Below are 22,136 nucleotides of genomic sequence, written 5' to 3' on the forward strand. Positions count from 1 at the left end.
CGCCTGGGCGAGGAGCGTGGGCGTCACCCACCACGAGAGGACGTCCCATGGCCTTCCACGTCGCCCCGGTCGACACCGAGCGCGAGGCGCTCGCCGGCTATCTCGCCCACCAGCAGGACGCCTTCCGGGCCGTGGTCCACGGCCTCACCGAGCAGCAGGCCCGGTCGACCCCCAGCGCGAGCGCGCTCAGCCTCGCCGGCCTGGTCAAGCACGTGACGGTCGTCCAGGAGAACTGGCTCACCGGGGTGCTGCACGCACCCGAGCCGATCCCTGCCGGCGTCACCCGCGGCATCGCCGAGCGCAGTGACCGGCTCGTGCCCGAGGACACCCTGGAGACGCTGCTCGCCGGCTTCGACGACGTCTGCGCGCGGGTGCTCGCCGCGGTCGAGGAGCGCGACCCCGACACTCCCCTCCCGGCTCCGGACGCGCCCTGGTTCCCCGACGAGACCTGGAGCGTGCGCTGGGTCTGGCAGCACCTGATCACCGAGCTGGCCCGGCACGCGGGTCACGCCGACATCATCCGGGAGACCATCGACGGCGCGACGATGTACGAGCTGGTCGCGGCGCACGACGGGATCGCCGACCTGCCGTTCCTCCAGGCGTGGCAGCCCGCGGAGCCGCCGTACTCCTCCGGCATCAGCACGGTCAGCCTGATCGTGGAGGACCTGGCGAAGGCACGCGCGTGGTTCACCGAGCTGCTCGGGGCGGAGCCGTACTTCGACAACGGCCCGTACGTCGAGTGGCGGCTCGGCCCGCACGACCACGAGCTCGGGCTGCTGGACGCCTCGGTGGCGCCGCCGCACTCATCGGCCGGCGACGCCCCGGCGGTCGTCTACCTCCAGGTGCCCGACGCGCGCGCCGCGTTCGCACGGCTGCTGGAGCTGGGCGCCACCGAGCAGTGGCCTCCGCGCGACTTCGGCGGAGGGTACGTCGGAGCCTCGGTCATCACGCCGTTCGGCCACGTCCTCGGTGTGATGGAGCGCGGCCCGGCTCAGGCCGCGGAGTAGTCGCGGAACCCGCGGCCGGTCTTGCGGCCGAGGTAGCCCGCGGTCACCAGGTGCTCCAGCAGCGGGGCCGGATGGAAGCCGGGCTCGCGGAACTCCAGGTAGAGCTCGCGCTGGATCGCCAGGGACACGTCGTTGCCGACCACGTCGAGCAGCTCGAAGGGGCCCATCGGCAGCGCACAGCCCTGCTTCATCGCGGTGTCGATGTCGTCGGCGGTCGAGTAGTGCGCCTCGAGCATCTTCACCGCGTCGTTGAGGTAGGGGAACAGCAGCGCGTTGACGATGAACCCGGCGCGGTCGGTGCACGCGACGGCGACCTTGCCGACCTTGTCGCACAGGGCGAGCGTGGTCTCGGTGACGTCGTCGGCGGTGGCGACGGTGGAGACGACCTCGACCAGCTTCATGATCGCGGCCGGGTTGAAGAAGTGCATGCCGATGACGTCCTGCGGCCGCTTGGTCACCGAGGCCATCTCGATGATGGGCAGCGAGGACGTGGTGGTGGCCAGGATCGCGCCCGGCTTGCAGATCTCGTCCAGGTTCTCGAACAGCGTGGTCTTGACCTGCAGGTCCTCCGCGATCGCCTCAACGACCAGGTCGACGTCCTTGAGGTCGTCCAGCGAGGTGGTGCCGGTGACCTTCGCCAGCGTCGCCTGCTTGTCCTCCTCGGTCGCGCGGTCGCGCTGGATCTGCTTGTCGAAGTTCTTGGTGATCGTGGCGACCACGCCGTCGACCTTGGCCTGCGCGCGGCCGACGTACGTCACGTCGAAGCCGGCCTTGGCGAAGACCTCGACGATGCCCGACGCCATGGTGCCGGTGCCGACGACGCCGACCTTCTCGACGGTACGGCGCAGCTGCGGCTTGTCGTCGGCCGACGGCGTGAGCGCGTCCGGGACGACCTGGGAGCTGTCCGGCTCCTCGTAGGTGTAGAAGCCGCGGCCGGACTTCCGGCCGAGCAGCCCGGCGGTGACCATCTGCTTGAGGATCGGTGCGGGCGCGTGCAGGCGGTCCCGGCCCTGGCGGTACATCGTGTCCAGGATCTCGTAGGCGGTGTCCAGGCCGATCAGGTCCAGCAGCGCCAGCGGCCCCATCGGGTAGCCGCAGCCGAAGCGCATCGAGGCGTCGATGTCCTCACGGGTGGCGTAGCGGCCCTCGAACATCGCGACCGCGTGGTTGAGGTAGCCGAAGAGCAGCGCGTTGGCGATGAAGCCCGCCTTGTCGCCGCAGACGACGGGGGTCTTGTCGAGCCGCGCGACCAGCGCCTGCACGTCGGCCAGCACGCTCGGGTCGGTGACCACGGTGCGCACGATCTCGACGAACTTCATCACCGGCGCGGGGTTGAAGAAGTGCACGCCGATGACCCGGCCCGGGCGGCTGTTGGCGGTGGAGATCTCGGTGACGCTCAGCGAGGACGTGTTGGTCGCCAGGATCGCGTCGGGGTCCACGATGCCGTCGAGGTCGGCGAAGATCTGCTTCTTCACGTCGATGTTCTCGACCACGGCCTCGACCACGAAGCCGGCGTCCTTGAGGTCGGCCATCTCGGTGGTGAGGTTGATCCGGCCGAGGATCTCGCTCTGCTCGTCGGCGGTGATCTTGCCCCGCTCCACCGCCCGGCCGGTCGAGTGCTCGAGGTGCTGGCGGCCGCGCTTGACGCCCTCCTCGTTGAGCTCCAGCCCCACGACGTCGAAGCCGTTGCGGGCGAACACCTCGGCGATGCCGGCACCCATGGTGCCCAGGCCGATGACGCCGACGGTGGTGATCTCTCGCGGTGCGCTCTCAGGGGTGCTGGTCATGGGGGCGATGATCGCACGTCCTCCCCGGACTCGGGCTGTGGAAAAGGTCACCCCTCCCCCGGTGTCCGGAGAGCACGGCGCATCAGCACCCGGCGTCCGAAGTCCGGGAGCCCGAGCTGGCGCTCGTGGGCGATCAGCCCGCGCTCATAGCCGTCGAGCGGCTCGGACTCCTCGAAGCCGTGGCGGGCGTAGAACGGGGCGTTCCAGGCCAGGTCGGCGTAGGTCATCAGGGTGATCGCGCCGTGTCCCTCGCCGGCGGCGTGCCGGCAGGCGGCCTCCAGGAGCGCCGTACCAATCCCCCGGCGGCCGTGCTCCGGCTCCACCGAGAGCTGCTCGAGGTGCGCATGGCCGTCGACGAGCAGCACGTGCGCGAACCCGATCGGCGGGTCGCCGGCGACCAGCAGGTGGCCGCCCTGCGCCGCCCGCTCCCCGCCCTCGGGGGCCGGCGCCGCCAGGGGCGTCCCGGTGAGATCGCCCAGCGCCTCCTCGAACATCGCCAGCCCGGAGTCCTCGATCTCCGCGATCCTTCGCAGGTCCGCGGGGCGGGCAGGGCGTACGGCGTCGCTCACCCGCCTGCCTGCCAGTCCTCGCGCAGCACGGCCATGAGCAGCTCGTCGTGCCATGCGCCGTCGGCGAAGACGACCTGCCGCCGGCGGCCCTCGAGCACGAAGCCGGCCCGCTCGTAGGCCGACACCGCCCGGGTGTTGTAGGCCCACACGGACAGCTCGATGCGGTGCAGCGGCAGCGAGCGGAAGCCGTAGTCGACCATCAGCCGGGTCGCCTCGGTGCCGTACCCCCGCCCCGAGGCCTCGGGGGCGAGGATGATCGCGAACGTCGCGGTCTGGGTGAGGTACGTCGCCCCGTAGAGGACCACGCTGCCGATGAGCTCGCCGTCATCGACCCGCTCCACCCCGAAACCCACCGCGGCGGCATCCTCGTTGCTGTGCCAGCTCCGGAAGAGCTCTCGCCGGGACCCGCTGGGTCGCGGGAGCACGGAGGCCGTCTGCAGGCCCATCGTCGCCGGGTTGTCCCACCAGACCTCGAGCAGCCCGATCTCCTGCTCCTCCAGCGGGCGCAGCCGCAGTCGCTCGCTGCGGAGCACCGACTCGCCGTACCGCGCCATGTCATCGGTCGAATCCACGACCCGCACTCTGGCACACGGCGGCTCCCGGCGCCGGGTAGATTGCGCGGCGATGAGGATCGTGGTGGCGACCTGCCAGGTGGACTACGCGGGGCGGCTGACGGCGCATCTGCCGATGGCGACCCGGGTGCTGATGATCAAGAGCGACGGGTCGGTGCTCGTGCACTCCGACGGCGGCTCCTACAAGCCGCTGAACTGGATGAGCCCGCCGTGCACGCTGCGCGAGGGCGTGACGACCGACCCCGCCGACGAGTCGCGCGAGATGGTCGAGTGGACGGTGAGCGCCGCCAAGTCCGACGACACGCTGCGGATCCTGATCGAGGAGATCCTGCACGACTCCTCCCACGACCTCGGCATCGACCCGGGCCTGCAGAAGGACGGCGTGGAGAAGCACCTCCAGGAGCTGCTGGCCGAGCACCCGGCCACGCTCGCCGACGGCCTCTCGCTGGTCCGGCGGGAGTTCCCCACCGCGATCGGCCCGGTCGACCTGATGTGCCGCGACGAGGACGGCCTCTCGGTGGCGGTGGAGATCAAGCGGCGCGGGGAGATCGACGGGGTCGAGCAGCTCACCCGATACCTCGAGCTGCTCAACCGGGACCCGGCGCTGACCCGCAAGGGCGCCGTACGCGGCATCTTCGCTGCCCAGGAGATCAAGCCGCAGGCCCGCGTGCTCGCCACCGACCGCGGCATCGCCTGCGCGACCGTCGACTACGACGCCCTCCGCGGGATGGACGACGCCGAGGCCCGGCTCTTCTGACCAGCGGCGGCGACCGTGTGGGATCGGGGCCATCAGATGACCACGAACGCACACGGTCGACGCGGAGGCGCGGCGGGGCCCGCCGAGCAAGCTAGCGGCGCCGGGCCGCGAGGGCGCCGAGCGCCTGGGTGAAGCACTCGGCGGGCGGCTTGACCAGGCCGGCGCCGACCTGGCCGGTGCCGGCGACCCGGCCGGCCATGCCGGTGTTGATCTGCGGCAGCAGGCCGGTGCGCGCGACGGCGGCGACGTCGATGCCGACCGGCGTGCCCCGGAACTCCATGATCGGGATCTGGTACGCCGGGTGCTCGCCCACGGTGATGTCGTACATCGACCGGGTCGTCTCCAGCGCGAACGGCACGTCGCCGCCGACGAAGCGGACGATCGCGGGGGCGGCGGCCATCGCGAAGCCGCCGATCCCCCCGGTCTCGGTGATCGCGGAGTCGCCGATGTCAGGGTTGGCGTCCTCGGGTTCGTAGGAGCCGAGGAACAGGCCCTCCGGCGTGTTCGCCGGGCCGGTGAACCACCGCTCGCCGGTGCCGGCGGTGCGGATGCCGAAGTCGGTGCCGTTGCGAGCCATCGTGGTCACCACGGTCGACTCCGCGATGCCCTCGGCAGCCATCGTCGCCAGCTTGCAGGCCGGCATCCCCAGGTTGAGGAAGAAGTGCTCGTTGGCCCCGCTGAAGCGCACGCACTCGGCGATCTCGTCGGCCGGCCGGTCCGCTGCGATCATCGCGGGCAGCAGCTCGCGCAGCAGCATCAGCGACCCCGCCCGGTTGCGGTTGTGCCCCTCGTCGCCCATCTGCAGCATCTGGCTGATGATCGCCCGGACGTCGACCCCCTCCAGCGAGCGGACCGCGGTCTGCAGGAGCGGCCCGAGCACGGAGTTCATCCAGTGCAGCCGCTCGACCACCTCGGGGCCGTAGGCGCCGTACCGCAGCACCTTCCCGAGTCCCTCGTTGAGCGAGCACCACGAACGGCGGTCGTGCGTCGCATCGTGCAGCTCGTACATCCACATCGACGGGGAGACCACGCCGGCCATCGGTCCGACCGCGTCCCTGTGGTGGCACGGCTGGAGAGCGACCTCGCCGGCCGCCAGGGCAGCCTCCGCTGCCTCCGGAGAGTCCGCCCAGCCCTCGAAGAGCATGGCCCCGATCAGCGCGCCGCGCATCGGTCCCGACGCCCGCTCCCACTCGATCGGCGGCCCCGCGTGCAGCAGCGTCCCGCGCTCCAGGCCGAGTGCCTCGGAGGCGGGGCGTACGTCGACCAGGTCGGCCCCCGCCGAGGTCATCGCCTCCACCGCCCGCCGGTTCGCCTCGGCGACCGCGGGGTCGCGCGCGAGCACCCGAAGGTCGTCCGCGGTCCCCTCCAGCGGTGGCTGCCAGCGGGTCTCGACCACGCTGACCGCCTGGGCCCGCAGGGCGTCGGCGAAGTGACCGGCCCCGGCGGTGGCCACCACGGGATCTGTGTCCAGCACGTGCCGCAGACTCATCGGGCCTCCTCCAGCAGGGACAGGGCGTGCCGCACCGCCTGCGCGTTGGACAGGAACACCGAGGCACCGGCCTCCTGCAGCAGCCTGGCGGACCGATCGAGGTCCTGCGGGTCGGCCGGCGTTCCCACCAGCGCCACCACGACGGGGCAGCCGGCTCCGCGCACGGCATCGGCCAGGGCGGGCGCCGGGTCCGGGTGGCCGCCGTGGCCCAGGACCAGGTCGAGCAGCAGCACCCCCGGCCGGTCGTCGGCCAGCTCGCGAGCGATCCGCTCCAGGCGCAGGGTCGGGTCGATCATCGGGTGCGCTCGGCCGCGGGTCAGGTCGTCCTCGCCGAAGTCCAGCACCAGGTGCCCGTCGTGGTCCAGCGACTCCCCCACCGCCAGCGCGTCCTCCAGCGGGATGTTCGACCGGATCCCGCCCAGCGCCGGCGAGGCCAGCAGCATCGCCTCGTCGGCCAGGGTGCCGCCGCAGTAGAGCCCCCGCAGCGGACCCGCGTGGCTCTCGGCCGGCGTGACCCACGAAGGCCACTCCGGCGTCGGGAGCCCCTGGCCGTCGAGCGCCGCCTCCAGCGAGGCGGTCAGGTCGGGGGTGTCCGGGGAGAGCGTGGCCCAGTGCACCGGCGTGCCCAGCGTGCCGGCGTACTCCACCAGCGCGGAGCGCACCTCCGGCGCGGGCGGCTTGGAGACCACCACGATCGAGGAGGTCCCGGGGTCGTCGTCGAGCGCGGCCAGCGCCTGGCGGGCCGAGCGTCCGCCGACGGCGGCCGAGAGGTCCCGGCCGCCGAGGCCCAGGCAGTGGCTCATCCCGACACCGGCGGCGTCGAGCAGGCACATCACCTGCTGAGCGCCGGTGCCCGAGGCGGCCACCACGCCCACCGGGCCGCGCCGTACGGCGTTGGCGAAGCCGAGCGCCGCGCCGGCCACCACCGCGGTGCCGCAGTCCGGCCCCATCACCAGCAGGTCCGCCTCCGCGGCCGCGTCCTTCAGCGCCACCTCGTCCTCGACCGCGACGTTGTCGGAGAAGACCATCACGTGCATCCCGGCGCGCAGCGCGTCCCACGCCTGCACCGCCGCGTGCTCGCCGGGCACCGAGACCAGCGCCAGCCCGGCTCCGCGCTCGGCCGCCCGGGCGAGCGTGCGCGGCGCCGTCTCGCCGGCGCCGGCCCCCGCGTCGGGAGTACGGCGGGACAGCGAGGCCAGCTCGTCGCGGACCGCCTGCCGCCCCGCCTCCAGTGCCTCGGCGGACTCGGCGCGCAGAGCGACCACGATGTCGGCGGGGCCGGTGCGCTCGGGGAGCTCGAAGCCCATCCCGCGCAGCACCTCGAGGTTGAGCTCGGTGCCCATCGCGACCTGTGCCGCGAGCACCCCCGGGGTGGCCGCGACGGCGCTGGAGACCTGCATCAGCGTGACCGAGTCGACGTATCCCTCGACCAGCTCGACCTCGGTGACCTCAGCCATGCACCAGCTCCTCCGTCCCGGCCCGCAGCCCTCGCAGCAGCGCCCGCCCCGACGTGGCGCCCAGACCGTCCACCTCCGCCACGTCCCGCGACGAGGCGGGGCGCCCGGCCGCGAGCGCGTCCGCGACCCGCACCGCCGCGGCGACGGCGTAGCCGGAGGCGGCAGCCCGCAGCAACGCCGCCGAGAGAGCGGTGGTGCGACCGGCCGGAACGTCCACGTCCAGTCCGGCCGCGTAGGCCATCAGCAACAGCCCGCAGAGCTCGTCGTCGGCCTCGGGCGTGAGCCCGGGCCCCTCCCCGACCCGCTCGGCAACCCGGGCGACCGAGCGGGCCAACCCCCGAGTCTCGCGGGGCCGCCGCCGCACCCGCGCCGGGCGCCACGCGCGCACCCGGCGCACCGGCCCGGCGGGGAGGTCGAGCCCGTCGGCATGGAACGAGACGACGTCCCCGACGGCGACGCCCCAGTCGACGGCGGGCACCCCGAGCCGCCAGGCGATCGGCAGCCCGGCGCCGCGGGCGGTCTCCAGGGCCGCCACCCCGCCGGGATGCTCGAGGTAGAGCACCGCGGGCAGCACTCCCCTGACCCGCGCCGTACCCGAGCCGGGCCACGGCGCGAGCGGCGAGGCTGCGGCCGGAAGCATGGGCCGACGGTACCGACGGCGCTAGGGTCGGGCGCATGGGAGAAAGTGCCAAGGATCTCCCCCACGATGGGCCGATGTTGACGAACGACCCGCGGCGGCGTCGCGGGGTGACGCTGCGCAGCCTCGCGGAGCGGGCGGGACTCGACCTGGGCGACCTGGGCGAGCGCGCCGACCTGGTGCTGGTGACGGGAGTACGTCGCCCCGGCGAGCAGCCGCGCCCCGGCGACCTGGTGCTGGCCGCTCCCGGCGCCGACCTCGAGGAGCTGGCCGGCACCGCCGCCGCGGTCGTCACCGACGAGGCTGTCGAGGACGCACCCCTGCCCGTCCTCACCGCCTCGGGTGCGGAGTCCGAGGCGCTGGCCAGCCGGCTCCTGGGCTGCCTGGTCGACCTGCAGGCCGGCCAGATGGACCGCGAGGACGAGCTGCACCGGCTGATGCACAACAACGTGCTCACCGGCGGGTCGGTGCAGGATCTCTGCGAGGAGCTGATCGGCTTCCTCGCCGACGTCGCGATGGTGACCACCTCCGACGGACGGATCCTCGCGGCGGCCGGGCCGCACGAGCAGCTGGACTCCGTGCTCGCGCAGGACTGGTTCACCGACGAGCACCGGCTCCGCGTCGAGCGGGAGCCCCTCGGACTGCGCGCGCCGGGGCAGGACCAGGACCGCGCGCTGGTCGGGATCAAGGCGGGGCAGCTGGACCAGGGGCGGCTGCTGTGCGTGCGCACCCACGGCGCGATCTTCACCGCCAGCGACGTGCACCTGATGGAGCGCGCCGCGACCGTCGCCGCCCTGGCGATCACCCGGGACCAGGCGGTCGCGGCGGTCGAGGACAAGTACCGCGCCGAGTTCCTCCGCGACCTGCTCGGCGGCCGCGCGGGCGGCCAGGGTGACGCGGTCGAGCACGCGGCCGCCCTCGGCTGGCGGCTGGATCGCCCCGTGGTGGTCGTGGTCGCGGAGACCGACGAGGACGACGAGCACAGCAGTCGCGGGCACACCGAGCTGCGGCAGCTGCAGGGCCGGTTCGCCGCCGCCTGGCTCCGTGCGGTGGCCGCGCGCGACCCGGTGATCCCGGTCGCCGGCTACGGCCGGGAGGTGGTCGCCCTGCTGCCCGCCCGAGGGGACGACGAGGAGACGCTGCGCGAGGTGCAGGCGCTGGCCAAGGTGGTGCGCGGCGACGGCGGCGGGGGCCGCCGTACCTTCTCCACCGGCGTCTCCCGGGTGGTGGAGAGCCCCGCGGACGTGCCGCGGGGGTACGCCGAGGCGCTGCGGTCGCTGGCCGTCGGGCGGCAGCTCGGCGGCACCAACGCCTTCGCCCACTTCGACCGGCTCGGGGTCTTCCGGCTGCTCTCGCTGATCCCCGACTCAGCGGATCTCGACGCCTTCGTCACCGAGACGCTGGGGCCGCTGGCCGACCCGGCGGCGCCGGGGCGGCAGGAGTCGCTCACCACGCTCCGGGTGCTGCTGGACCACAACCTGAACGTCGCGGAGACCGCCCGCGAGCTCTTCGTGCACTACAACACCCTGCGCTACCGGATCGGCCGGCTGGAGAACCAGGTCGGCCCCTTCACCACCGACCCGCAGCTGCGGCTGGAGCTCGCGCTGGCGCTGCGGGTGCTCCAGGTCCGCGGCCACTGAGGCCACGACGCCGGTCGGCAAAACCTGCCAACCCCCGCGCGCACAACTCGGCAAGACTTCCCGCCGTGCCCGGACCGCCCGAGCCACTAGGTTGTGGGCACCGCATGTGTCCTGGGTCACCAGGTGAACTGGAGGAAGCAATGTCGATGTTCTCGTGGCAGGTCGTGGACCCTGCCGAGGGCGAGGCCGTGGCACCGCACCAGCGTCTGAGCTGGGGCAAGACCGTCGGCCTGGGCGCCCAGCACGTCGTTGCGATGTTCGGAGCCACCTTCGTCTTCCCGCTCGTCATGGGGCTCGACGCGAACCTGGCCATCCTGTTCTCGGGCATCTGCACGATCCTGTTCCTGCTCATCTGTGCCAACAAGGTGCCCAGCTATCTCGGCACCAGCGCGGCCTTCGTCGCCAGCGTCGCCGCGATCCGAGGCCAGGGCGGTGACTCCTCCGACGTCACCGGCGCGATCATGGTGGGCGGCCTCGTGCTCGCGGCCATCGGCATCGCCGTGCATCTCGCGGGCGCCCACTGGATCCACCGGATCCTGCCGCCGGCGGTCACCGGCGCGGTGGTCATGCTCATCGGCTTCAACCTCGCCCCGGTCGTCGCGGGGATCTACTGGCCGCAGGACCAGTGGATCGCGCTGCTGACGGCGACCTTCATGGTGCTCGCGGCGGTGCTGCTGCCGGGCTTCTGGTCGCGGATCGCGGTCTTCCTGGCCCTGGTCTTCGGCTACCTCATCTCCTTCCTCGCCGACAAGGTCCTCGGGCCGATCACCTCGGTCACGCCAGTCTCCGAGGGACAGCCGGTCGAGCACCTGCGGGTCAGCTGGGAGGCGGTCGGCCAGGCCAGCTGGGTCGGTCTGCCCAGCGGCGAGCTCGCCGACGGCGTGAGCGCCGTGCACGGCCCGAGCTTCTCCCTCACCTTCGTCCTGCTGGTGCTGCCGGGCGTGATCGCCCTGGTCGCGGAGAACGTCGGCCACGTCAAGGCGGTGGCCGAGATGACCCAGACCGACCTGGACCCCTACATGGGCCGCGCGCTCTTCGGCGACGGGGTCGGCACCGCGCTCGCCTCGGCCTTCGGCGGGTCGCCGACGACGACGTACGCCGAGAACATCGGCGTCATGGGCGCCACCCGCGTCTACTCCACCGCCGCCTACTACGTCGCCGCCGTCGTGGCGATCCTGCTCGGCCTGTGCCCGAAGTTCGGGGCGATCGTCAACGCCACCCCCGGTGGCGTGCTCGGCGGGATCACCGTGGTCCTCTACGGGATGATCGGCCTGGTCGGCGCCAAGATCTGGGTGGAGAACGGCGTCGACTTCGGCCGGCCCGCCAACGTGGTGGGGCTCGCGGCCGGCCTGATCGCCGGCATCGGCGGCGTCTCGCTGACCTTCACCGACAACTTCGAGCTCAGCGGCATCGCCCTGGGCACCATCCTGGTGATCGTCTACTACCACCTGGTCAACCGTCGCGGCGCCGACAGCGGCACCGTCACCCGCAGCCTGTCCCACCCCGAGGACACCTGAGGCCGTGAAGCCCGCCCCGTTCGGATACCACCGCCCCGCCGACCTGGAGGAGGCCTGCGCCGCCCTGGCCGCGGACCCCGGCGCCAAGGTGCTCGCCGGGGGTCAGAGCCTGCTGCCGCTGCTGAGCATGCGGCTGGCGGCGCCCAGCGCCCTCGTCGACCTGTCCGGCGTGCCCGGCCTGGACCGGATGCGGGTGGACAGCGACGGGGTCCACGTCGGCGCCCTGGCCCGACAGGCCGACGTGGCCGCCGACCCGCGGGTCGGCGAGGCGCAGCCGCTCCTCCCGCTGGCGCTGGCCAACGTCGCGCACGCCACGATCCGCAACCGGGGCACCGTGGTGGGCTCCCTGGCGCACGCCGACGCCGCCGCCGAGCTGCCGGCGGTGCTCCTGCTGCTCGGTGGCTCGGTGACCGCGATGTCGGTGCGGGGGCGCCGTACCGTCCCTGCCTCCGAGCTGTTCACCGGACCGATGGAGACCACCCTGGCCCCCGACGAGATCGCCGTGGAGGCGCACTTCCCCGCGCTGCCGCCCGCCGCCGGGGTGGCCTTCGAGGAGATCTCCCGACGCAACGGCGACTACGCGATCGCCGGGGTCGCCGCCCTGGTCGAGACCGAGGGCGGGGCGGTGACCGCCGCGCGAGTCGCCTACGTCGCCGTCGCCGAGACGGCCACCGTCGTCGACGCCGGGACCGACCTGACCGACCTGGAGGTCGTCGCGGACCGCGCGGTCGGCGGCCTGGAGGTGGTCGCCGACCTGCACGCCGATGCCGACTACCGCGGCCACCTGGCCCGGGTGCTGACCGCGCGCGTGCTGTCCGCCGCCCTGGCCCGCGCGAGAGGGGAGGCCGCGGCATGACCGAGGAGCTGTACGACGTCACCCTCATCGTCAACGGCAACCGGTACGACCTGCGGGTGCCCGCCCGACGGCTGCTGTCCGACGCGCTGCGACACGACCTCGGCCTGACCGGCACCCACGTCGGCTGCGAGCACGGCGTCTGCGGCGCCTGCACCGTGCTGCTCGACGGCCGCCCGGCCCGGTCCTGCCTCGCCCTGGCGGTGAGCACCCAGGGCGTCGCGATCACCACGGTCGAGGGGCTCGCCGACCCCGTCGGCGAGCTCGGCCCGGTCCAGCGCGCGTTCAAGGAGTGCCACGCGCTGCAGTGCGGCTTCTGCACGCCGGGCTTCCTCACCACCGTGACCGCCGGGCTGGAGGAGAACCCCGCGCCCACGCACGAGGAGGCGCGGGAGATGATCGCCGGCAACCTGTGCCGCTGCACCGGATACCGCAACATCGTCGCGGCCGTCGAGCGCGCCGCCGAGCTCTCGCGGGAGGCGGACCGGTGACGACACGGATGGTGGGCGAGGCCGTCGCCCGCGTGGAGGACGACCGGATCCTGCGCGGGCAGGGCGCCTACGTCGACGACATCGCCGCCTCCCCCGGCACGCTGCACGCCGCCGTGCTCCGCTCGCCGCACGCCCACGCGCGGATCGCCGACATCGACGTCAGCGGGGTGCTCGACGTCGAGGGCGTGCACCTGGTCTGGACCTACGACGACCTCGAGGGCCCGATGGCCGAGTCCCTCCCGCTGCTCATCCCCCACCCCACGCTCACCCACGGGCACACCCAGTTCGCCCTGGCCAACGGCGAGGTGAACCACGTCGGCGAGGCGATCGCCTTCGTGGTCGCCGAGGACCGCTACGTCGCCGAGGACGCGCTGGACCGGATCCGGGTGAGCTACGACTTCCTGCCGCCGGTGGTCGGGATCGAGGCCGCGCGCGACGGCGAGGCGCTGGTGCACGACGACGTGCCGGGCAACGTCGCCGCGCACCTGGAGCAGGAGGTCGGCGACGCGCGGGCGGCGATCGCGGAGGCGCCGTACACCCTCTCGCTGGACCTGGCGATCGAGCGCAGCCAATGCGCCCCGCTGGAGGGCCGCGGCACCGTGGCCCGCTGGGACGCCGACGTACGGCGCCTCCTGGTCTGGACCTCCACCCAGACCTCCACCGGGGTGCGCGCGGCGGTCGCCGCGAAGCTGGGCCTGGACCTGGCGCAGGTCGACGTGATCACCCCGGACGTCGGCGGCGGCTTCGGGGTGAAGATCGTGCACCCCTGGCCCGAGGAGCTGCTGGTGCCGCTCGCGGCGATGCGGCTGGGGCGGACGGTGAAGTTCACCGAGGACCGGCGCGAGCACTTCGTCTCCTCCGCGCACGAGCGGGCGCAGCTGCACCACGTCGACGTGGGCTTCGACGCCGACGGCCGCGTCCTCGGGCTGGACGTGCGGTTCTGGCACGACAACGGCGCCTACACGCCGTACGGACTGATCGTCCCGATCATCACCTCCACCCAGCTGCTCGGCCCCTACAAGCCGGCGAGCTACCGCGTGGTCTTCGACAGCCTCTACACCAACACGGTGATCGTCACCCCCTACCGCGGGGCGGGGCGGCCGCAGGGCTGCTTCGTGATGGAGCGGACGATGGACGCGATCGCCGAGGCGCTCGGACGCGACCGTGCCGAGGTGCGGGCGGCGAACTTCATCCAGCCCGAGGAGTTCCCCTACGACCAGGGGCTGGTCTTCCAGGACGGCCGGGACCTGGTCTACGACTCCGGGGACTACCCCCGCTCGCTGGAGATGCTCAAGTCCCTCATCGGGTGGGACGACTTCGCGGCGATGCGCGCCGAGGCCGAGCGCTCGGGACGGCGGCTCGGGATCGGCCTCGGCTGCTACGTCGAGGGCACCGGCGTCGGCCCCTACGAGGGGGCGCACGTGCAGATCGAGACCACCGGGAAGGTGAAGGTCGCCACCGGCCTCACCTCGCAGGGGCAGGGACACCAGACGTCGTTCGCCCAGATCGTGGCCGACGCGCTGGGCGTGCGGTTCGAGGACGTGGAGATCACCACCGGCGACACCCGGCGGATGCCCTATGCCGTCGGCACGTTCGCCTCGCGAGCCGCGGTGATGAGCGGCTCGGCGATCCACCTGGCGGCGCTCAAGGCACGGGCCAAGGCGCTGCGGATCGCCGCCGAGGCGCTCGAGGTCGACGAGGACGACCTGGAGATCGTCGACGGCCACGTCGGCGTCCGGGGCACCGACCGCGGCATGGCCCTGGGCACGGTCGCCGTGCTCTCCAACCCGCTGCGCTACGCCTTCGACGAGGCGTCGAAGGCCGCCACCCAGTTCAGCGTCGGCGACCCCGGCAAGCCGCCGGTGAGCGAGGGCGACGAGCCGGGGCTGGAGGGGCGCGACTTCTACTCCCCCGACCGGTCCACCTTCGCCAGCGGCATGCACGCGGCGATCGTGGAGACCGACCCGGTGACCGCGGAGATCACCGTGCTGAAGTACGCCGTCGTGCACGACTGCGGCACGATCGTGAACCCGCTGATCGTGGAGGGCCAGATCCACGGCGGGCTGGCGCAGGGCATCGGCGGCGCGCTCTACGAGCGGATGGCCTACGACGCCGACGGGCAGCTGCAGAACGCCTCGTTCATGGACTTCCTGATGCCCTACGTCACCGAGATCCCCGACGACCTGGTGGTCGACCACCTGGAGACGCCGTCGCCGCTGAACCCGCTCGGGATCAAGGGCGCCGGCGAGGCCGGGACGATCCCGGTGGCCGCGGTGATCGCCGCGGCGATCGAGGACGCGGAGGGGATCCCGGTCCGGTCGATGCCGATCTCCCCGGCGGAGCTGTGGGAGCTGCGCCGTACCTCCCCACGGAAGGAGCAGCCGTGAAGCTGAACGGAACCAACCGGGTCCAGGCGCCGGTGCAGCAGACCTGGGACGCCCTGCTCGACCCCGAGGTGCTGGTGCGGGCGCTGCCGGGCTGCGAGCGGCTCGTCGCGGTGGGCGAGAACGCCTACGACATGACCGTGACCGCCGGGGTCGCGTCGATCAAGGGCACCTACGACGGACACTGCGAGCTCACCGAGCTCGACGAGCCCCGGTCGCTGGTGATGTCGCTGCAGGGAGCCGGGGCGCCGGGAACCATCGGCGCGACCGTGCGGGTCGACTTCACCGACGACGACGGCGCGACGACGGTGGCCTGGGACGCCGACGCCGTCGTCGGCGGCATGGTCGGCGGTGTCGGCCAGCGGATGCTCGGCTCGGTCGCGAAGCGGATGGCGGGCGAGTTCTTCGCCAACGTGGAGCGCGCGATCGCCGAGCCGACCGCCCCGGTCGCCGACCAGTCCGCCACCGCGGCCGAGGCTCCCGCGGCCACGGGCGAGCCGTCGTCGGGCAGGGTGTACGCCGCCCCCGCGGCCCCTTCCGGTCAGCAGGACTTCCTGCGCGGGGTGGCGGTGGGCGCGGGACTGGTGCTGGCCGGGGTCGTGGCGGGCGGCCTGGCCGCGAGGAGGCCGCGATGAGCGACCTCACCGTCGACTCCACGGCGCGGGCGATGGCGGCGGCCATCGCGGCCCGGGAGATCTCCGCGCGCGAGCTGCTGGAGCTGCACCTCACCCGGATCGGCGAGCGCAACCCCGAGCTCAACGCGCTCGTCTCCCTGGACCCCGAGCGGGCCCGCGCCGCGGCCGAGGAGGCCGACCGGGTCACCGCGGCGGGCGGTGAGCTGCCGCCCCTGCACGGCCTGCCGTTCGCGTTCAAGGACACCCACGACGTGGCCGGCTGGCGCACCACCTTCGGCTCCCCGCTCCTCGCGGACAACGTGCCCGAGACCGACGAGCTGCTGGTCGAGCGGGTGCGGGCCGCCGGGGTGACGGTGCTCGGGCGCAGCAACGTGCCCGAGTTCGCTGCGGGCTCGCACACCTTCAACCGGGTCTTCGGCGTGACCCGCAACCCGGTCGACCCGAGTCGCTCGGCCGGCGGCTCCAGCGGCGGGGCCGCGTGCGCGCTGGCGACCGGCATGGTGCCGCTCGCGGACGGCTCGGACATGGGCGGCTCGCTGCGCAACCCGGCGTCGTTCTGCGGGGTCGTCGGCCTGCGGCCCTCGCTCGGCCGGGTGCCGGAGTGGCCGCTCTACAACCAGTGGGAGACCACCTCGGTCGGCGGGCCGATGGCCCGCAGCGTCGGCGACCTGGCCCTGCTGCTCTCGGTCCTCGCCGGCCCCGACCCGCGCGCACCGCAGGCGCTGGGCGACCCCGGCGGCACCTTCGCGCCGCCCCTCGCCCCCGTCCCCCTCACCGGCCTGCGCGTCGCGGTCTCCCGGGACCTGGGCGGCGCGTTCGAGGTCGACGACCGGGTGGCCGCCGTGGTCCGGTCCGCGGCCGAGGCGATCGAGTCCGCCGGGGCCCAGGTCGAGGACGCGCACCCCGACCTGTCGCTCGCCGACGACACCTTCCGGACCCTGCGCGCCTGGCATCTCAACGCGAAGCTCGGCGAGACGCACCGGGCCAACCCCGGCGCGCTCAAGGAGACGCTGGCGGCCAACATCGAGGCCGGGGAGCCGCTCACCGGCGCGGACATCGCCCGCGCCTACGCCCAGCGGACCAGTCTGTCGGAGACGATGCGCCGCTTCTTCGACCGCGAGCACGGCGGGTACGACGTCCTCGTGCTGCCGGTCTCCCAGGTGCCGCCGTTCCCGGTCGAGCAGGAGTACCCCGCCGACATCAATGGCCGCCCGCAGCCGGACTACCTCGCCTGGATGCGGTCGGCGTACTTCATCACCGTGACCGGGTGTCCCGCACTGTCGCTCCCGGCCGGGCACACGCCCGAGGGGCTGCCGGTCGGGATCCAGGTCGTCGCGCCGCACGGCGCCGACCGGCGCCTGCTGTCCATCGCGACCACGCTCGAGGAGGTCCTCCGCCCATGACCGACGCCACCTTGCGCCGGATCCGGATCGGCATCGACACCGGCGGCACCTTCACCGACGTGGTCGCCTTCGACGAGGACACCGGTGCGCTGGTCAGCACCAAGACCCCGTCCACGCCCAGCGACCCCGCGGACGGCTTCCTCGCCGGAGTGCGCAAGGTGCTCGGCCTGCTGGACGCCACCGGCGACGACATCACCGCGGTCTGCCACGGCACCACGGTCGCGACCAACCAGCTGCTCGAGGGCAGCGTCGGCGAGCTCGGGTTCATCACCACCGAGGGCTACGAGTTCATTCTGGAGATCGCCCGTCAGGCCGTCCCCGACGGCTACGGGAACTCCTACTTCTGGGTCAAGCCGCCGCGGATCGTGCCGGCCGACCGGGTGCGCACCGTCGCCGGCCGGATGGACTTCGAGGGCAAGGAGGTGCGCCCCTTCGACGAGGCCGAGGCGGTCGAGGTGGCCCGCTGGTTCCGGGAGCGCGGGATCGACACGATCGGAGTGTGCTTCCTGCACTCCTACGCCGAGGACGACCACGAGCGACGGATGCTGGAGGTGCTGCGGCGCGAGCACCCCGACGCGGTGGTGTCGCTGTCGAGCGAGGTGCTGCGGGAGTACCGCGAGTACGAGCGCTCGATGACCACCCTGGTCGACGCGGCGGTCAAGCCGAAGGTGTCCCGCTATGTCGGCAACATCCACGCCCGGCTGGCCGGCGAGCTGGGGCGGGAGGACGCCGCGTTCTACATCATGAAGTCCAACGGCGGGGTGCTCAGCGCCGAGGAGGTCGTACACCAGCCGATCACCACGGTGCTGTCCGGTCCCGCCGCGGGTGCGCTCGGCGCCGGGCTGATCGCCCAGCGGGCCGGCTTCCCCCGGGTGCTCACCTGCGACGGCGGCGGCACCTCCACCGACGTCAGCGTCGTGCTCGACGGGGAGCCGACGCTCACCACCGAGGGCAGTGTCGGCGCGTTCCCGTCGAAGATCCCGATGATCGACGTGGTCACCGTCGGCGCCGGCGGCGGCTCGGTCGCGTGGATCTCCCCCGAGGGCACGCTCAAGGTCGGGCCCCGCTCGGCCGGGGCGGACCCGGGGCCGCTCTGCTACGCCCAGGGCGGCACCGAGCCGACGATCACCGACGCGCACCTGCTGCTCGGCCGGATCCCGCCGCACCTCCTCGGCGGCGAGATCCCGCTGGACGCCGACGCCGCCCGCACCGGGATCGAGCAGCTGGCGGCGCGGCTGGAGCTGGACCCGGTGCACTGCGCGGCGGGCATCCTGGAGATCTCGGCGTGGAACCAGGCCAATGCGCTGCGCCAGGTCAGCGTCCAGCGGGGGCTCGACGTCCGCGACTTCATGCTCGCGACCTTCGGCGGCTCCGGCTCCCTCTTGGCCTGTCGGCTGGTCGACGTCCTCGACCTCGGCGGTGTGGTGGTGCCGCCCGATCCGGGCAACGTGTCGGCGTTCGGGCTGCTCACCGTGGACGTGAAGAACGACTATGTGCAGACCTCGGTCGCGCGCCACGACGGGCTGGACCTCGGCGCCGTGCGAGCGACGTACGACGACCTCACCCAGCGCGCCGCACAGGCCCTCGAGCGCGAGGGCTTCCCGAGCACGGCGCACCGGTTCGTCCGCACCGCCGACCTGCGCTACCTCGGCCAGGCCTACGAGGTGCGGGTGACCGCGCCCGACGGCGAGGTCGACGAGGCGTTCGCCACCGCGGTCGCGGACGCCTTCCACGACCAGCACCGCGCGCTCTACGGCTACGACTTCCGCGGGGACCCGCACCAGCACGTCGAGTGGGTGAACCTCCGGGTGACCGGGGTCGGGCCGATCACCCGGCCCGACGTACGCACCATCGCGCCCCGCGAGACCGGGGCGCCGGAGCCGAGCGGGCGACGACCGGTCTGCTTCGTCGCCGAGGAGGGGTACGTCGACACCCCGATCCTCTGGCGTCCCGACCTGGCCGCCGGCGACACGGTGAGCGGGCCGTGCGTGATCGAGGAGTTCGGATCGACCGTCCCGGTCCACCCGGGCTTCGTCGCATGCGTCGACGAGCACGCCAACCTCGTCATCACCCGGGAGGAGCGAGCATGATCGTCAACCCCGCCGGCCTGCCGACCGACTACGAGCACGGCGAACGCCTGACCCCCGAAGGCACGAGCGTCGACCCGATCCTGGTCGAGATCGTCCAGGGCACGCTGTCCAGCGTGGAGATGGAGGTCGAGACCGCGATCGCCAGGACCAGCCGCTCCCCCATGATCCGCGACGCCCACGACTTCCGTGCCGGCATCCACGACCGGCAGCTGCGCAAGCTCACCGGGCGTTCCTACTCCGCGCTCGTGCACCCGATCGTGCGGGACTTCCCGCTCGAGGAGATGCGCGAGGGGGACGTGTTCTTCCACAACGACGTCTACGAGTCCGAGGGTGGCATCGGGCACCTGCCCGACCTGTGCGTGACGGTGCCGGTCTTCCACGACGGCCGGGTGGTGGCGTTCGTGCAGGCCTTCGGTCACCACGACGACATCGGCGGCGCGGCGCCCGGCTCGATGCCGTCGGCGGCGACCAGCGTCTACCAGGAGGGGCTGGCCGTCCCGCCGATCCGGCTGTGGGACGCGGGCGAGCCGAACCGGGCGGCGCTGCGGATCATGACCCGCAACTCCCGGATGCCCGACAGCCTCGCCGCCGACCTGGACGCGGAGTGCTCGGCCTGCCTGATGGGCGCGCGCCGGCTGGGGGAGCTGTTCGAGCGCTACGGCCGCGAGCAGGTCGAGGCCGCGTTCGACACGATCCTGGACCAGACCACCGAGACCTACCGCCGCGAGATCCTCTCCCGGATCCCCGACGGCACCTACGTCTGGGAGGACTACGCCGAGCACGACGGCGTGGACGAGCCCCGCCTGCACACCCAGCGGATCACCCTGACCAAGACCAGCGAGCCCCGGCTGGTCATCGACTTCACCGGCACCGCTCCGCAGGCCAAGGGACCGATCAACCACTGCGGCGACTACGTCGGCGGCAACTTCCTGAAGAAGTGGCTGGCCCCGATCCTGCGCAATCTCGCCGACACCCCGGAGCGGATGGCGCAGCTGGACGTCAACGAGGGCGTGGTCCCCCTCATCGAGATGCGCTTCCCGGAGAAGGGCACGCTGCTCACGCCCATCCATCCGGCGCCGACCAACGCACGGACGTTCGTCATCCTGCGGCTGCTCGGGGTGCTGGCCGGCGTGGTGGCGAAGGCGGTCGACGGCAGGATGCCCGCGGACCAGGAGACCATCCGCTACACCGGGGTGTACGGCGACGACGCCGACGGCAACCCCTATCTCATGCGGGAGGTGCTCGGCGGCGGCTCCGGCGGGCGCTACTACGCCGACGGCGAGGACACCATCCACGTGGTCCCCGACAGCCGCAACCTGCCCACCGAGTTCACCGAGAGCCGCTTCCCGTTCCGGGTCGAGCGGCTCGGGCTCGCCGTCGACTCCGGCGGGCCGGGCCGGCACCGCGGCGGCCTGGGGTATGAGAAGCACATCCGGATGCTGCGCGACGCGCACTTCATGTCCATCGCCGACCGGTCGATCCTCTCCTGCTGGGGCGTCAAGGGCGGACGTGCCGGCCGCCCGTTCGAGGTGACGATCGACCTCGGCGGTCCCGACGAGCGGGTCGTCGACGCGCTCGCCGACGCCGAATCGGTCCGCTCGGGTCAGGTGATCCGGATCCGCACCACCGGAGGCGGCGGTTGGGGCGACCCCCTGGAGCGGCCGTACGACGAGGTGGCCCGCGACGTCGCCTGGGGCAAGGTGTCGGTCGAGGGGGCCCGCGAGGACTACGGCGCGGTCGTGTCGGGGAGCCGCGAGTCGGTGACCGTCGACGAGGCCGCCTCCGACGCCCTGCGCTCGGAGCTGGTGACGGCCCGCGAGCCGGACCGGCCCTTCTTCGACCGCGGTCCCGGCTATGCGCAGCTCTCGGGCGGCGCGGCCGCCGCGGAGGTGGACTTCCTGTGAGGTCGCGCGTGGTGGTGGCGCTCGGCGGCAACGCGATGACGGCTCCGGACGGGACGGCCCGCCCGGAGGACCAGCAGCGCGCCGTCGGCGTCGCCGCCGCGGCGATCGCGGACCTGCTGACCGGGCCAGACCCCGTGGACGTGGTCATCACCCACGGCAACGGCCCGCAGGTCGGCAACCTGCTGGTGAAGAACGAGCTTGCCGCGCACGTCGTGCCCCCGGTGCCGCTGGACTGGTGCAGCGCCCAGACCCAGGCCACCATCGGAACGCTGCTGATGGACGCCCTGGACCGCGAGCTCGCCGAGCGCGGCGACCCCCGCCGTACGGCGACCCTGGTCACCCGCACCCTGGTCTCCCCCGACGACCCGCACCTGCGGTCCCCCTCCAAGCCGATCGGGCGCTGGCTCTCGGCCGAGGAGGCGCGGCCGATGATCGAGCACGGCGAGACCTGGCGCGACCTCGGCGAGCGGGGCTGGCGCCGGGTGGTCGCGTCCCCCGAGCCGCTGGAGATCATCGACGCCCCGGCCGTCGGCACCCTGGTGGAGGCCGGCTACGTCGTGGTGGCCGCCGGTGGCGGCGGCATCCCGACCGTCCGGGACCCCGACGGCACCCTGCACGGGGTGGAGGCGGTGATCGACAAGGACCTCGGCGCCGCCCTGCTCGCGCAGACGCTCGACGCGGACGCCCTGGTGATCGCCACCGACGTCCCGCACGTGGTGCTCGGCTACGGCACCGACTCCGCCCGGCCCCTGGAGCGGGTCACGCTGAGCGAGATGGAGTCCCACGCCGCCGCGGGCGAGTTCGCCGAGGGGTCCATGGGGCCCAAGGTCGACGCGATCTGTCGCTTCGTCCGGCAGCAACGCAGGCCCGCCACGATCACCGACCTCGAGCACATCCGCGACGCCGTGACCGGCTCCGGCGGCACCACCGTGGTGCCCGGCTGA

General features: G+C 73.2%; 18 protein-coding genes. 12 read left to right on the forward strand and 6 right to left on the reverse strand.

The genetic code is table 11. From position 1 onward, the window contains the following. Window positions 1-47: 47 nt before the first annotated feature. Complete coding sequence (locus K8W59_RS11130; protein WP_223393813.1) at window positions 48-1,007, forward strand: mycothiol transferase; 960 nt, start codon at window positions 48-50, stop codon at window positions 1,005-1,007. Here the strand turns inward: K8W59_RS11130 and K8W59_RS11135 are convergent. The 3 genes from K8W59_RS11135 to K8W59_RS11145 are packed head-to-tail and all read right to left on the reverse strand — an operon-like array spanning window position 992 to window position 3,935. Next, complete coding sequence (locus K8W59_RS11135) at window positions 992-2,794, reverse strand: 3-hydroxyacyl-CoA dehydrogenase family protein (RefSeq protein WP_223393815.1); 1,803 nt, start codon at window positions 2,792-2,794, stop codon at window positions 992-994. The genes K8W59_RS11130 and K8W59_RS11135 overlap by 16 nt on opposite strands. 47 nt (window positions 2,795-2,841) lie before the next feature. Beyond that, window positions 2,842-3,363, reverse strand: coding sequence for a GNAT family N-acetyltransferase (locus K8W59_RS11140; protein ID WP_223393817.1), 522 nt, complete (start codon window positions 3,361-3,363; stop codon window positions 2,842-2,844). Next, the gene (locus tag K8W59_RS11145; RefSeq protein ID WP_223393819.1) at window positions 3,360-3,935 is read right to left on the reverse strand and encodes a GNAT family N-acetyltransferase; all 576 of its coding nucleotides are present in this window, start codon (window positions 3,933-3,935) and stop codon (window positions 3,360-3,362) included. The genes K8W59_RS11140 and K8W59_RS11145 overlap by 4 nt, the downstream gene beginning before the upstream one ends. A gap of 52 nt (window positions 3,936-3,987) precedes the next feature. Between K8W59_RS11145 and nucS the strand changes: the two genes are divergently transcribed. After that, the gene (gene nucS, locus K8W59_RS11150; RefSeq protein WP_223393821.1) at window positions 3,988-4,692 is read left to right on the forward strand and encodes an endonuclease NucS; all 705 of its coding nucleotides are present in this window, start codon (window positions 3,988-3,990) and stop codon (window positions 4,690-4,692) included. A gap of 91 nt (window positions 4,693-4,783) precedes the next feature. Here the strand turns inward: nucS and K8W59_RS11155 are convergent, their stop codons facing one another. Genes K8W59_RS11155 through K8W59_RS11165 form a run of 3 tightly spaced genes read right to left on the reverse strand, consistent with a single transcriptional unit; the run spans window position 4,784 to window position 8,278 of the window. Beyond that, complete coding sequence (locus K8W59_RS11155) at window positions 4,784-6,181, reverse strand: YlbE family protein (protein ID WP_223393823.1); 1,398 nt, start codon at window positions 6,179-6,181, stop codon at window positions 4,784-4,786. Beyond that, complete coding sequence (locus K8W59_RS11160; RefSeq protein ID WP_223393825.1) at window positions 6,178-7,638, reverse strand: FdrA family protein; 1,461 nt, start codon at window positions 7,636-7,638, stop codon at window positions 6,178-6,180. The genes K8W59_RS11155 and K8W59_RS11160 overlap by 4 nt, the downstream gene beginning before the upstream one ends. Continuing rightward, entirely contained in the window at window positions 7,631-8,278 is a 648-nt protein-coding gene (locus K8W59_RS11165; RefSeq protein ID WP_223393828.1) for an oxamate carbamoyltransferase subunit AllH family protein, read from the reverse strand. The genes K8W59_RS11160 and K8W59_RS11165 overlap by 8 nt, the downstream gene beginning before the upstream one ends. A 74-nt stretch (window positions 8,279-8,352) precedes the next feature. Between K8W59_RS11165 and K8W59_RS11170 the strand changes: the two genes are divergently transcribed. The 10 genes from K8W59_RS11170 to K8W59_RS11215 all read left to right on the forward strand — a co-directional run bounded on the left by K8W59_RS11170 (window position 8,353) and on the right by K8W59_RS11215 (window position 22,136). Next, a complete protein-coding gene (locus K8W59_RS11170) occupies window positions 8,353-9,915 on the forward strand; it encodes a PucR family transcriptional regulator (RefSeq protein ID WP_223393830.1) in 1,563 nt (520 codons plus the stop codon). Between the two features lie 146 nt (window positions 9,916-10,061). Beyond that, on the forward strand, window positions 10,062-11,432 hold the full coding sequence (locus K8W59_RS11175) for a uracil-xanthine permease family protein (protein ID WP_223393832.1): 1,371 nt from the start codon (window positions 10,062-10,064) through the stop codon (window positions 11,430-11,432). Window positions 11,433-11,436: 4 nt separating this feature from the next. After that, complete coding sequence (locus tag K8W59_RS11180) at window positions 11,437-12,288, forward strand: FAD binding domain-containing protein (protein WP_223393834.1); 852 nt, start codon at window positions 11,437-11,439, stop codon at window positions 12,286-12,288. Beyond that, window positions 12,285-12,776, forward strand: a complete 492-nt coding sequence (locus K8W59_RS11185) for a (2Fe-2S)-binding protein (protein ID WP_223393836.1) — start codon at window positions 12,285-12,287, stop codon at window positions 12,774-12,776. The genes K8W59_RS11180 and K8W59_RS11185 overlap by 4 nt, the downstream gene beginning before the upstream one ends. After that, on the forward strand, window positions 12,773-15,163 hold the full coding sequence (gene cutA, locus K8W59_RS11190; RefSeq protein WP_223393838.1) for an aerobic carbon-monoxide dehydrogenase large subunit: 2,391 nt from the start codon (window positions 12,773-12,775) through the stop codon (window positions 15,161-15,163). The genes K8W59_RS11185 and cutA overlap by 4 nt, the downstream gene beginning before the upstream one ends. Continuing rightward, entirely contained in the window at window positions 15,160-15,795 is a 636-nt protein-coding gene (locus K8W59_RS11195; RefSeq protein ID WP_223393840.1) for an SRPBCC family protein, read from the forward strand. The genes cutA and K8W59_RS11195 overlap by 4 nt, the downstream gene beginning before the upstream one ends. Next, window positions 15,792-17,198, forward strand: coding sequence for an amidase (locus K8W59_RS11200; RefSeq protein WP_223393842.1), 1,407 nt, complete (start codon window positions 15,792-15,794; stop codon window positions 17,196-17,198). The genes K8W59_RS11195 and K8W59_RS11200 overlap by 4 nt, the downstream gene beginning before the upstream one ends. After that, complete coding sequence (locus K8W59_RS11205; RefSeq protein WP_223393844.1) at window positions 17,195-19,288, forward strand: hydantoinase/oxoprolinase family protein; 2,094 nt, start codon at window positions 17,195-17,197, stop codon at window positions 19,286-19,288. Before K8W59_RS11200 ends, K8W59_RS11205 begins: the two co-directional genes overlap by 4 nt. After that, window positions 19,285-21,192: a hydantoinase B/oxoprolinase family protein gene (locus tag K8W59_RS11210; RefSeq protein WP_223393846.1), complete on the forward strand. Its 1,908-nt coding sequence runs from the start codon at window positions 19,285-19,287 to the stop codon at window positions 21,190-21,192. Before K8W59_RS11205 ends, K8W59_RS11210 begins: the two co-directional genes overlap by 4 nt. After that, window positions 21,189-22,136 (forward strand): carbamate kinase, encoded by a 948-nt coding sequence (locus K8W59_RS11215; protein WP_223393848.1) that lies wholly within the window; start codon window positions 21,189-21,191, stop codon window positions 22,134-22,136. Before K8W59_RS11210 ends, K8W59_RS11215 begins: the two co-directional genes overlap by 4 nt.

Source organism: Nocardioides rotundus (genome assembly GCF_019931675.1).
Lineage (GTDB): Bacteria > Actinomycetota > Actinomycetes > Propionibacteriales > Nocardioidaceae > Nocardioides > Nocardioides rotundus.